This window comes from Chryseobacterium formosum, from assembly GCF_026460885.1.
Lineage (GTDB): Bacteria > Bacteroidota > Bacteroidia > Flavobacteriales > Weeksellaceae > Chryseobacterium > Chryseobacterium formosus.
Genome location: NZ_JAOVZW010000008.1, coordinates 446133 through 458431 on the forward strand (window position 1 = coordinate 446133; position 12299 = coordinate 458431).

General features: G+C 31.1%; 10 protein-coding genes. 9 read left to right on the forward strand and 1 reads right to left on the reverse strand.

The window, feature by feature from the left end; translation table 11 throughout:
* Nucleotides 1-3: 3 nt before the first annotated feature.
* Entirely contained in the window at nt 4-1083 is a 1080-nt protein-coding gene (gene recF / locus OF897_RS08370) for a DNA replication/repair protein RecF (RefSeq protein WP_267265240.1), read from the reverse strand.
* A gap of 777 nt (nt 1084-1860) precedes the next feature.
* Between recF and OF897_RS08375 the strand changes: the two genes are divergently transcribed.
* The 9 genes from OF897_RS08375 (at nt 1861) to OF897_RS08415 (ending at nt 11978) form a co-directional block, all read left to right on the forward strand.
* Nucleotides 1861-7776, forward strand: a complete 5916-nt coding sequence (locus tag OF897_RS08375; RefSeq protein WP_267265241.1) for an alpha-2-macroglobulin family protein — start codon at nt 1861-1863, stop codon at nt 7774-7776.
* A gap of 41 nt (nt 7777-7817) precedes the next feature.
* Nucleotides 7818-8306, forward strand: a complete 489-nt coding sequence (gene eco, locus OF897_RS08380) for a serine protease inhibitor ecotin (protein ID WP_267265242.1) — start codon at nt 7818-7820, stop codon at nt 8304-8306.
* Nucleotides 8307-8471: 165 nt separating this feature from the next.
* Nucleotides 8472-8927: a DUF1569 domain-containing protein gene (locus OF897_RS08385; RefSeq protein ID WP_267265243.1), complete on the forward strand. Its 456-nt coding sequence runs from the start codon at nt 8472-8474 to the stop codon at nt 8925-8927.
* Nucleotide 8928: 1 nt separating this feature from the next.
* Nucleotides 8929-9456, forward strand: a complete 528-nt coding sequence (locus tag OF897_RS08390) for a hypothetical protein (RefSeq protein ID WP_267265244.1) — start codon at nt 8929-8931, stop codon at nt 9454-9456.
* A 6-nt stretch (nt 9457-9462) separates the two neighbouring features.
* Nucleotides 9463-9933, forward strand: a complete 471-nt coding sequence (locus OF897_RS08395; RefSeq protein WP_267265245.1) for a hypothetical protein — start codon at nt 9463-9465, stop codon at nt 9931-9933.
* Between the two features lie 2 nt (nt 9934-9935).
* Nucleotides 9936-10334: a hypothetical protein gene (locus OF897_RS08400; protein ID WP_267265246.1), complete on the forward strand. Its 399-nt coding sequence runs from the start codon at nt 9936-9938 to the stop codon at nt 10332-10334.
* Nucleotides 10335-10439: 105 nt separating this feature from the next.
* Nucleotides 10440-10811 (forward strand): VOC family protein, encoded by a 372-nt coding sequence (locus OF897_RS08405; RefSeq protein WP_267265247.1) that lies wholly within the window; start codon nt 10440-10442, stop codon nt 10809-10811.
* A gap of 106 nt (nt 10812-10917) precedes the next feature.
* On the forward strand, nt 10918-11367 hold the full coding sequence (locus OF897_RS08410) for a VOC family protein (protein WP_267265248.1): 450 nt from the start codon (nt 10918-10920) through the stop codon (nt 11365-11367).
* A 218-nt stretch (nt 11368-11585) separates the two neighbouring features.
* Nucleotides 11586-11978, forward strand: coding sequence for a DUF1398 domain-containing protein (locus OF897_RS08415; protein ID WP_267265249.1), 393 nt, complete (start codon nt 11586-11588; stop codon nt 11976-11978).
* Nucleotides 11979-12299 lie beyond the last annotated feature (321 nt).

The following is a 12299-nucleotide window of genomic DNA, read 5'->3' on the forward strand; positions in this document are numbered from 1 at the left end:
GCCTTAAATTTCAAAAATAACACTTTCCTCGTTTATTCTTCTCACAACATTTTCAGTACGTTCCCGATGCGTATCAGTAATAAAAATCTGTCCGAAATTTTCCTGATTAACCAATTCAATTAATTGAGAAACTCTGGAGTCATCTAATTTATCAAAAATATCATCCAATAAAAGAATTGGTGTTTTATTTGTCAGTTCTTTTATCAAACTCATTTGAGCTAATTTCAGTGAAATCAAAAATGATTTTTGCTGTCCTTGTGAACCGATTTTCTTAATTAAAACAGAATCCATTTCAAAAAGAAGATCATCTTTGTGTATTCCTTTTGAAGTGTAAGTTAACATTCTGTCACGTTCTAAACTTTGCAAAAGTAAGTTTTCAAATGTTTCCTCTAATAAATGAGATTCATAAATAACAGAAACACTTTCTTTTCCTCCCGAAATAATCTGATAAAAGTTCTGAACTATAGGATTTAATTTTGCTACAAATTCTCTTCTTTTTTCAAAAATTTTAGTTCCGGATTTCGTGATTGGATCATTATAAATTTCCAAAGAATCTTTATCCCAAACTCTGTTTTTGGCAAAATATTTCAATAAAGCATTTCGCTGCTGAATCGTTTTCTGATATTGAATCAAATCATAGAGATAGCTAGAATCGGTCTGAGAAATCATCGAATCTAAAAATTTTCTACGGCTTTCTCCGGAATCTGAAATCAAATTAGAATCATAAGGAGAAATCATCACGCTTGGCAAATAACCAATGTGATCAGCCATTCTATCGTAGCTTTTATCGTTTTTTTTAATGATTTTTTTTGCTTCTTTTGGCTGAGAAATTTTCAAAGTATCTTCACTATCTTCATTTTGGATTTCAGCATCGATGGTGAAAAAATCTTCTTCTTGTTTGATGTTGTTAAGGTCTGTGTTTCCTAAAAAACTTTTCCCAACAGAAAGATAATGCAATGCATCGAGAATATTCGTTTTCCCAACGCCGTTATTTCCTACAAAACAGTTGATTTGTGGTGAAAATTCAAACTTTTTTTCTGAATGATTTTTGAAATTGTATAAAGAAAGCCTCTTAATAATCATTTGTCAAAAATACTTCATTATTAGTGAAAATAAAAAAGGTAATGCCGAACAAGTTTCAACCCCGAAAGAAAAATATACATCTTGTCTTTTGTTTTCTGAGAAATAAATGAAGATGAAGGTGAAGATTGAGGTCAAGAAAAAGCTTAACGCAAACTCTAGTTTTAAATTAAAAATAGATAAAATACATGCTATGAATACCAATGAATAAGCAAGATATTTTGTGTCTTGTACGCCAATTAATTTTGGAAATGTTTGAACGGTATCACTTTTCATATCACGGATGTCGAACGGTAAAACCAATGCTGTGATAAAGAAAAAACTGATTAAAAAAATAGGTAAGTCAAACTCGGGTAATGTTAACCAGCAATTCATTAGTGCCCAAACTAAACCAACATAAAAAACTTTCAGAAAAGGAATTTTCCGGATGTATGTTTCCAGAAAAAAACTGTTATAGAGTAAACCCAAAACCACAATGATAAACCATTTTAATAACCGTATTTCATTATGATTGAAAATAATTAAAGCTGCTGAAATGAGCCCTGCAAAGAAATTCAGAATCAATATTCGATAGAAATATTTTGTTTTTTGATATTTTGTATACAGATAACCGCTGAAATACGTTATGAAGATGAGAAAAACCGTCGGAAAACGGAATGTGTTTTGCTCAAGCATGAAAAATACTGCAAAAAGTGTCCCCATTAAGGATACGTAAAGTTGGCTGTCTATGACAGATTTTTTCAGTACTTTTAAGAAATTCATTTATCAAAAATAACACTTATGCTAAGATTTTCCAAGATTTTGTTCCTCATCCTATTTCTATCCAATTTTTCAGAGGTTTTTGCTCAGAAATATTACGATACACAATGGGGTAAAGTACAAGAAAATTCCAAAAAAGGAACGTATAAATCAAATCTTCCCATTGTTTTAGAAATTCAAAAACAAGCTATGAAAGAAAATAATGCACTTCAATTGATTCGTTCTCTAAGAGCAGAATTCAGTTTAGTGAATCAGACAACCGATGATGAAAAGAATGATTCTGAATCCAGGTTTTTTATAAAACTTCAATCTGCAGAAAAACAATTGAAAGGTGATGACCAGTTGGTTTATAAAGTTTTGCTTTCCGGTTTTTTGATGGATTATTACAATAATCATTCATGGGAAATTGATGGAAGAACAAATATTAATTCTCAAGATGTTGTGCAAATTGAGACGTGGAGCAAACTTGATTTTAAAAATTATTTGAATAAAAATTTCAAAGAATTAGATCAGCAGAATCAGGCAATGAAAAAAGTTGCTTTGGCAAAATATAAAGACGTTTTTTCGAACTCAGAAAATACCAGTTATTTCCCAAGTTTGCTAGATTGGTATTCGCTGAAAAAAGTAAGTTTTCTGTCTGATAATGGTTTGTTTACAAAAAATGAATTAGCGGAAAACAGAAATTCTATCAATACAATTTTTGATGAATTAATTGCTCAAAACAGCGGGAATTCAAAACTGTATTTTATGCACCAGAAATTATCTGAAGACTGTAATTTCAATTCATGCAAAGACAAATTGGAGCAACTTCAAAGTTTAATGAAATCAAATATTGAAGGGGATTACAAGGTTTTGATTGCAGAAGAAATAATAAATGAATTGATTTTAAAAAATAAAGAAAAGGAAGCCATTCAATTTGCCAATTCTATAAAAAGTCAATATCCAAAATCTCCTTTTATTTATAATATTAAAAACAAGGAAAATCAGATTGTAAATCCTTTTTTAAGTATTAAGTATGAAGAGCAAACTCAGCCAAATTTACCCATTCATTTGGTTGCAGAATTTAAAAATGTGACCGAATTTTCTGTGAATATTTATGAAGTGAAAGATAATTGGTTGTCGTTTATGCAATATTCAAAGAATTCTTATAACAATACTTTTTCGAAAGTAAAGAAGACTTTGGTCAGAAAAGAAGTTTTTCAATTAAATGATCCTAAAGATTATCTGCTTCACAAAACTTCATTAGAAATAAAGCCGCTTTCTTCTGGAATTTATGTTGCAGAATACCAAGTTACCGGCGTGAAAAGTGATGAAAACAACGGTCAGAATTTTTATTTTTTAGTATCAAATCATAAGATTATTTACCATAATAAAAGTGAAAAAAATCAGCTTTTAAATGAGCTAAAATTAGTCAGTTCGGAAAACGGAAAACCTGTTCTTAATGAAAATCTTTCATTTTATGAATTTCTTCAGAATGAAACTTTAAATAAAATTGAAGGAAAAACAGATGATAAAGGTATTTTTAAACTTCCTGCAACCGAAAATAAAGAATATTACCGAACCATTTTAGTGCAACAGCCGAAAACTAATGATTTCCAAATCATGCAAATGTATGGCTACAACAATCGGGAAGAGTACAATCCCAATAAACAAACCAGAACTAAAGCTCAAATTTTCACAGACAGAGCAATTTACAGACCTGGACAAACTGTTTATTTTAAGGTTGTCAATACAAAAATTGATAAAGAAATTGAGGGAATTGCTTCGGGTTTAAAACAAAAAATCACATTAAAAGATGCCAATAATCAGGAAGTTTCTGTTCAGAATTTTACATCTAATGAGTTTGGTTCTTATCACGGAAGTTTTATTTTGCCAAAAGGAAAATTGAACGGAAATTTCACTCTTTCAACAGATGGTGGAACGGATGGTTATAAAAATTTAAATGTAGAAGAATACAAACGTCCGAAATTTGAAGTGACTTTTGAGCCTGTAAAAGATGAATATAAATATGGTCAAATCATTGAGTTAAAAGGTAAAGCAATGATGTTTTCGGGTGTTGCTTTGAGCAATACCAATGTGAATTATGAAATCAGAAAACAGAATATTCGCTGGAGATATTTTCCATGGTATCCGAATAATCACGAAAATGAAAACTCGATTCTTGGTGAAGCAAAAACCAATGAAAAAGGTGAATTCACTATAAAATTAGACCTGAAAAAAGATGATAAATTAGAAGGAATTCAAATTGATAATTATCAAATCAATGCTTCGGTTACCGATATTAATGGTGAAACACAGACTGCAAATACAGATTTAAAAGTGTCGTCGGTTTCTCATTACATCAAAACGGATAATCTCAATAATATTTTTGCAGGGGAAAATGTGAAATTGAAAGTTGAAACTAAAAATTACAACGAACAAAATCTTAAAAAATCATATCAGGTGAAATTATCAAAACTGGAAGCTCCGCAAAGAATTTTCAGAGATAATTTTAAAGATGAAGTTCAAAATTTACCGAAGCTGTCAAAAGAAGAATTTATCAGCAGATTTCCACATGATTTATATGATAAAAATGATCAGTTAGAAAATTGGAAAATATCATCTGTCATTCTGAATGGAGAAAAACTAAACGCAGAATCTTTAGATCTTGGAAAGCTTGATTCCGGAGATTACAAACTGGAATTATACAATATTGAGGGTAAAGACACGATAAAATCTACACAAAATTTCAAAGTTTGGGATAAAAAGGCATTACAAAATAATCAGAAAACTTTCCTTTCAGTTTTAGGTCCGAAAGATGAGGTTTTGAGAGGTGAAAAAGCTAAAATTTATGCTTATTCATCAGTTCCGAATGCTATGGTGAATATTTTTGTGCAAAACGGTTTAGGAAAAACAATTTCTGAAACTCAACAGTTTAAAAATGGAGTTTTAGAATATGAACTTGAAGTTCCAAAAGATAAAAATGTAAATAGTTTGAATATTCAGTTTCAGTTGGTTGCGTTTAATGATGTTCAGACTGAAACAGTTAATTTAAAAATCAAAAACTCAGAAGAAACTTTAAAAATTGAAACCGTTACCTTCAGGGATAAAATAGAGCCAAATTCTAAGGAAAAATGGTTAATTAAAGTTTTAGGAAATGAAAAAGAGAAAGTTAATGCAGAGATTTTAGCGAATATGTATGATATGTCTTTGGATAAGTTTGCTGTAAATATTTTTGATTGGCAGAATTTATACAGTCCATATTCGATAGTAACTTCATATTTAATTAATGAAAATCTTGAACAAAAATATTTCCATATTAGAATGGAAGATTTTAATGGAAAATATGTGGAAATTCCTCAGTTTAATTGGTTTGATTATTATAGTATTGATAAATTAATACAAGGAAAAGCTGCCGGAGTAATTGCAGAGAAAGGAATAAAAACAGCAGCTTATTCACCTGCACCACAAAGTTTTCCAAGAATGAGAAAAGAAGTTATGGTTAATGATGCAGCAATTGATATTATTGCTTCTGGAAGGCAAGTAACGAAAGAGGAAATGAAAGAATATACCGATGTTATCGATCCTGCTGCTTTATTTGAACAGGAATTAAATAAAATCCCAGTCCGTCAAAATTTAAACGAAACAGCCTTTTTTTATCCAGATTTAAAAACCGATTCTGAAGGAAACGTAAGTTTCGAATTTACTTCTCCCGAAGCTTTGACAAAATGGAAATTAATGTTCTTAGCTCACACAAAAGACGCAAGAGCAGCAACATTGGAAAAAGAAGTGGTGACGCAGAAAGAATTTTCAGTTACACCAAATTATCCAAGATTTTTGAGAGAAGGTGATGAGTTGAATCTTCAATCTAAATTATCCAATTTAACAAGCAAAAAGTTAAGTGGTTCTGCACAACTGCAGATTCTTGATGCTTTCACCAACGAAGATATTTCAGATAAATTCGGATTGAGCACATTGACTGCAGTTTCCGGTTATAATAAAGAACAATCTTTTTCAATAGACGAAAACGGAAATTCAGCGTTAACTTGGAAAGTAAAAGTTCCGAATAACGTTTCATCAATCATTCTGAAAGTGGTTGCAAAAGCCGGTCAATATTCTGACGGCGAACAAAAAGCAATTGCCATTCTTCCAAACAGAATGCTGGTTACAGACGCTTTGCCAATTTTTGTAAAAGAGGGTGAAACGAAAACTTTTGTTTTAGAAAACCTTAAAAATACCAATTCAACAACCCTGTCAAATGTTTTAAATACTTTGGAGCTGACGACGAACCCGATTTGGGAAATTATGTTTGCGCTTCCAAGTCTGAAAAATGACCAGAATAATTCGGCTGATGTGATTTTTAATAAATGGTTTGCCGATGTTTTGGCTTCGGAAATTTTTAAAGCAAATCCGAAGATTAAAACAATCTTCGAACAATATCAGGATGCAGGAATACTAAATTCAAATCTTGAAAAAAATCAGGAACTGAAACAATTATTATTGGAAGAAACTCCATGGGTTTTGGAAAGTAAAAACGAAGAGGAACAGATGGCAAAATTAGCATTGCTTTTTGATACTAATACAATGAAAAATTCGATTAATCAGGATTGGGATGATTTCAAAAAACTCCAAAATCCAGATGGTGGCTTTTCTTGGTATCAAGGTTATCCGAGTTCTTATGGAACTTCGCTCTATATTCTTAAAAACTTAGGGAAAATAAATGTTTGGTTAAAAGACAATGTAAAAGATTATCAGTCTTCAGAACAAAAAGAATTGGTGGCGAAGTTGGTTCAATATGTAGACAATGAGATCAATAAATATTCAGATATTAAAGAAAAAAATATTTGGACCAACTGGACGCTTGATTATCTTGATACCCGCAATTATTGGGAAAAACAATATCCGTTAAAAGGAAATGGTGCAACTTTGAAATCTTTGGTAAAACAAAAAGTAAAGACGGCAAAAATTACAGATTTTACTTTTTTTGGGTTGCACAGAGCTGCTTTGTTGATGAATGATTATGGTTTGAAAGATGTTTCAGATAAATTATTGAACTATTTAAAAGAAACTTCTGTAGACTCCAAAACTCAAGGTGTTTATTGGAAACAGAATCTTGATGATTGGGGCTGGTTTAGTTCAAAAGTGGTGAATCATGCAGGAGCTTTGGAGGCTTTCAATAAATTAAAGCCAAACGATCAGAAATTCATTGAAGACATGAAAATCTGGTTGATTACACAGAAAGAAGTTAATTCTTGGGGAAGTTCAAGAGGAACATCAGAAGTGATTTTTACCATTTTAAATTCAGGAAAATCCTGGACTTCAGCAGAAAGCGACAAAGCAACAATAATTTGGGGTGGAAAAGAATTGAAACCGCAAATTCAGGCAACAGGTTATGTGAAATCTACAGTCAAAACGGATAATTTAGATAAAAACTTAGCAACAGTTACTGTTACAAAACCTGGCGCAGGAATTGTTCAGGGTGGATTATTCTGGCAATATTATGAGAATTTAGATAAGATAAAATCTTCTGAGAATTATATTTCGGTTACTAAAGAATTATACAAAAAAATAAAAACGGTAAATGGGGAAGAATTACAGAAAATTTCTTCTGAAACTCCTTTAAAAGTAGGGGATAAAGTTACCGTAAGAATGATTTTAAACACAGATCGTGCAATGGAATTTATTCACATCAAAGATATGCGAGCTGCAGGATTTGAGCCTTTAGATGTACTTTCTGGTTATCAATGGAAGAATAATTTAGGATATTACCAATCGGCAAAAGATGCATCTACCAATTTCTATATTCAATATATGCCGAAAGGAAAATATGTTTTTGAATACGATTACGTAGCCAATGTATCCGGAAAATTCTCCAACGGAATTACCACAATCCAAAACTATTATGCACCGCAGATGAATGCTCATACAAAAGGTAGCAATGTAGAAATTATGGAATAATTTTTGAGTTAAGGAATTGATAATTTTTAAATACATTAATTATGAAATTTTTAAAAGCTATATCTGCCTTTTTAATGATATTTTTTATTGGAAATATTTCAGCTCAAAAGAAAACAGAAAAATTTGAAAAACTTCAGATTGATATGTTCCCAAAAGCTAAAGAAGGATTTAAGCAGGTTTATATTCAATTGCCGGTTGTAAAAAATGAAAATGACTTGAAAGTAGAATTTTTTGTAGGGGTTGAAAAATTACTCGATTGTAACAAACATTTTTTAATGGGAAAAGTTACTACCCAAGATTTGCAGGGTTGGGGTTATAACTATTACGAAGTAGAATCCAACGGTGAAACGGGCGGAACTTTAATGGCTTGTCCGGATCAGAAAAAGACAAAGAAATTTGTTTCTCTACAACCCGAAATTGTGAGATACAACAGTAAATTACCAATGGTTTTTTATGTGCCTAAAGATTTGGAAGTTCGTTACAGAATTTTACGTCCCGATGCTGCGATGAAAAAAGCAGTTCAGAAATAAGTGTAAATTAACTTTAAAATAATCTGCTCCTCACATATTTTGTGAGGAGTTTTTTGTTATAAATTGAAGCAATAGTAATTCAATAATTCACAATTGGAGATCAAAAAAACTATTTTTAAATCATCCGAAATAATATTATATTTGTTTACAAAGATTTAAACTAAAATGGAAAACGTATTTGACGCAAAAGATGCTCAGAATTATATCAATAGAATAAATAATCTTGTAGAAGAAACTCATGGTTTATGGGGCAGAATGACGGTTGACCAGATGTTGGCACACTGTTGTGTATCTTATGAAATGGTATATGAACCCGAAAAACACAAAAAACCAGGGTCGATTGCCAAATTTATCCTGAAAAATTTTGTAAAACCAAAAGTGGTAAGTGAAAAAGCTTATCCGCACGATTCTCCTACTGCTCCTCAGTTTTTAATTAAAGAAAGAAAAAATTTTGAAGAGGAAAAGAAAAGATTAATTGGCTATATTCAAAAAACGCAACAATTAGGCTCTCAGGCTTTTGACGGTAAAGAGTCGTTTTCTTTTGGAAAATTAAAATCTCACGAATGGAACAATATGTTTGCAAAACATTTAAATCATCATTTGAGTCAGTTTGGAGTTTAGAATGACTAAAATATTATTTTTCTTTTTACTGTTTCCGTTTTTTAATTTTTCTGCACAGTCGAATGATTTTCCTTTGAAAAATGAAGATTTCAGTAAGATAATCAGTAACGCAGATTTAGGTTTTGACGGTAAAATCGATGAAGGAAGTATAGACGTTAAATTTGTGAATATTTCCCGAGATTCCAAAAAACCGGAAAACTATTTTGTAAAAGGGATTTATACATTAAATGGGAAAAAATTAACGTGCTCAGGAAAATTAACTTTCAATTATGTTTTTAATGTAAAAGACCGTCCAAATGAAATGTTGGTATTTGGTGATTTTGAATTAAAGGGAACTCAGCCCGATGTTGATGATGGTTTTATGAAAGGCAAATTCAGGATTCAAACAATGAAAAATCCTAATGACAGAGGTAATCATTCTAACACGACATTTAAAGGAATTTGGACAAATTTAGAAAGCGGAAAAGAATCTGAAGTTTGGTTTAGCAATTTTTCCCATAATGATATTTCTAAAGTTATATTTAAATAATACACAATGAAAAAACTTTTATTACTTTTTATTCTCATTTCGAATTTTGCTTTTTCACAAATGCCAAATATTTCTAATGCATGGTTGAATAATTCAAAACCTTATGCAGGAACGATTGGAAATGACAAAGAAACCATTAAGCTTAAAATAGAAATTTCCGAGCAGGATAAGAAAAACGATCAGGAATATTTCGTTTCAGGATATTCTGTCGTAGAAAATAATTATTCGAAATTTGAAGGGAAGCTTAAAATCACCAAATACAAAGATTCTAAGAAAAAAGGAGTGGTTTATGGTGATTATGAATTGGTAGAAGAGAATAAAGGAAAGCATTCCGGAATTTTCAAAGGGAAGTTTGTTTATACTTTTAAATGGAATAAAACTTCAGAAAAAATTGAAAGCGAAAACATCGAATTAACAGGAAATTGGGTGAGTTATGATAAAACTTTAGACTTTAAAACCAACTTAAAAAATCAATAATCATGTTAAGAAATATACTTGCGGTTTTTGCCGGAATTATTGCCGGATCGATCTGTATTTGGGGAGTTGAAACTCTTAATCATCTATTGTATCCTTTTCCTAAAGGAATGAAACCAGATAATATGGAAGGTTTTAAAAATTATATTGAAACTCTTCCATTTTTAGGAAAATTCATGGTTATTGTTGGGTATGCTTTGGGAGCTCTGGTTTCAGGATTTATTGCTACAAAAGTTTCTAGAAGCGAGAAGCCAAATTCAGCGATAATTTGTGGTGTTATTTTCCTTTGCTTTACGATTTACAATATGTCAGTTTTGCCTACACCAGCTTGGTTTTGGGCTCTAGGAATTTTGGTTTGGGGATTGGTTTTAGTTGGATATAAATTGGCTTTAAACAAAAAATAATTTTTCTCACAGATTTTGAAAAATTACGCTGATTGATTTTGGTGTTTTAAATCTGATAAGTCATCAAAATTTGCGTGAGTTCAAAAATAAATACATAACAATAGTATGAAATTAGGCGTTTTTTCACTGAGTTTAAGTGTGAAAGATTTGACAAAATCGAAAGAGTTTTACGAAAAATTAGGCTTCAGTTCAATGGGCGGAAATATGGAGAGTAATTATCTCATCATGAAAAATGGAAGCACTTTAATCGGTCTTTTTCAGGCAATGTTTGACGGGAATATGATGACTTTCAATCCGGGGTGGGATGAAAATGCGCAAAACCTGGAATCTTTTGATGACGTAAGGGAAATTCAGAAAAAACTCAAAGAAAGTGGAATCGAATTAGAAAAATCAGCAGATGAATCTACAACCGGACCAGAACATATTTTCCTCAAAGACCCTGATGGAAATATGATTCTTATCGACCAACACAGATAATTATGGGTAATAAGTAATGTATAATAAAAAATGCATTTGCCGAAATCTAGTAACTTTACATCTAACATCTAACATCTAACATCTAATTCAAACTAAACTATATAATATGGCAACAGTAAATGTTTATCTTACATTCAATGGCAACTGCAGAGAAGCTTTTGATTTTTACAAATCGGTTTTTGGTGGCGAATATCCGTACATCGGAACTTTTGGCGAAATGCCACCGCAAGAAGGAATGGAAATGTCTGAAGAAGACAAAAACAAAATTATGCACGTTTCTCTTCCGATTTCAAAAGAAACAATTTTGATGGGAAGCGATACAGGCGGAGAATGGGCTTCAAGTCTAAAAATTGGAAATAATATTTCAGTTTCTATTAATACAAATTCAAAAGAAGAAGCTGACAAATTGTTCAACGGACTTTCTGAAGGAGGAAAAGTAACAATGGCAATGGAAGATACTTTTTGGGGCGCTTATTTCGGAATGTTTACCGATAAATTCGACATCAATTGGATGGTAAATTACGACGATCCGGTAAAAATGCAGCAACATCCTTAATATTCATTTTTGAATAAGAATTAATAGTTATAAATAACCGGCAGAGTATTTTGTCGGTTTTAATTTTAAAATATATTTGCTCACAAAATCGATCAGAAATTTAATTAATAAAATATTTGTCCTTGCTGAGTGAAACGCCTTTGCGAACGAAAAATATTTTCAAACATAAAAAAAAACTTTGTGCCCTTTGCGTTAAAAACAAATAAAAAACAAACAAAATGAAATTTACAATTGATGAAATCAAAGCAGAACACCAAAAAGTAAAAAGTGGTGCAGATTTTCCAAAATATATTCAGACAATAAAAAATCTTGGAGTATCTCATTACAAAGCACTTGTTGCAGATGGAAACACAAAATATTTTGATACTGAAAACAATTTTTCTGAAACAGGAGCTAAATATGAAGCTTTAAAAATTTCTGAAAATCTAAATCTTGAACAGTTTAAAACAAGATTAAAACTTCACCAGCAAGGAGGAACAGATTACATGACTTTCTGTGAAGACTGTGCAGAAAATGGAGTAGAAGGCTGGAGGATGGATTTAAATAAAATGACGTGTACTTATTTTGATAAAAATGAAAACGATGTTTTAGAGGAGAAAGTTCCTTCGTAGATTTATGATTACTTAGGTTTAATGAAGCTGTCTCAAAATTTGAAAGCTTAATAACATTTAGTTATTTTATTTTTTCGAAAAAGATGTGCACCGTTTCTATTTCCTATTTTGGGATGATTTATCGATATAAAAACCGTAAAATTTAAATCTTACGGTTAATAATTTAGGCTAACTTTAATCTACTGCTTCGTCAACACAATATCCTTCGGAAAGTTAATCGGGAAATCACCATGCTGCTGTACATAATCATTATGCACACAATTAGAGTCATAGCGGCTGGCTTCATACTCAAAATGTAAGGTCATTTTGGGTATTGGTAAA

What these genes read in the sequence shown, in the direction of transcription:
- recF (WP_267265240.1), bottom strand. Translation starts at nt 1,083, where the DNA reads ATGATTATTAAGAGGCTTTCTTTATACAATTTCAAAAATCATTCAGAA.
- OF897_RS08375 (WP_267265241.1), top strand. Translation starts at nt 1,861, where the DNA reads ATGCTAAGATTTTCCAAGATTTTGTTCCTCATCCTATTTCTATCCAAT.
- eco (WP_267265242.1), top strand. Translation starts at nt 7,818, where the DNA reads ATGAAATTTTTAAAAGCTATATCTGCCTTTTTAATGATATTTTTTATT.
- OF897_RS08385 (WP_267265243.1), top strand. Translation starts at nt 8,472, where the DNA reads ATGGAAAACGTATTTGACGCAAAAGATGCTCAGAATTATATCAATAGA.
- OF897_RS08390 (WP_267265244.1), top strand. Translation starts at nt 8,929, where the DNA reads ATGACTAAAATATTATTTTTCTTTTTACTGTTTCCGTTTTTTAATTTT.
- OF897_RS08395 (WP_267265245.1), top strand. Translation starts at nt 9,463, where the DNA reads ATGAAAAAACTTTTATTACTTTTTATTCTCATTTCGAATTTTGCTTTT.
- OF897_RS08400 (WP_267265246.1), top strand. Translation starts at nt 9,936, where the DNA reads ATGTTAAGAAATATACTTGCGGTTTTTGCCGGAATTATTGCCGGATCG.
- OF897_RS08405 (WP_267265247.1), top strand. Translation starts at nt 10,440, where the DNA reads ATGAAATTAGGCGTTTTTTCACTGAGTTTAAGTGTGAAAGATTTGACA.
- OF897_RS08410 (WP_267265248.1), top strand. Translation starts at nt 10,918, where the DNA reads ATGGCAACAGTAAATGTTTATCTTACATTCAATGGCAACTGCAGAGAA.
- OF897_RS08415 (WP_267265249.1), top strand. Translation starts at nt 11,586, where the DNA reads ATGAAATTTACAATTGATGAAATCAAAGCAGAACACCAAAAAGTAAAA.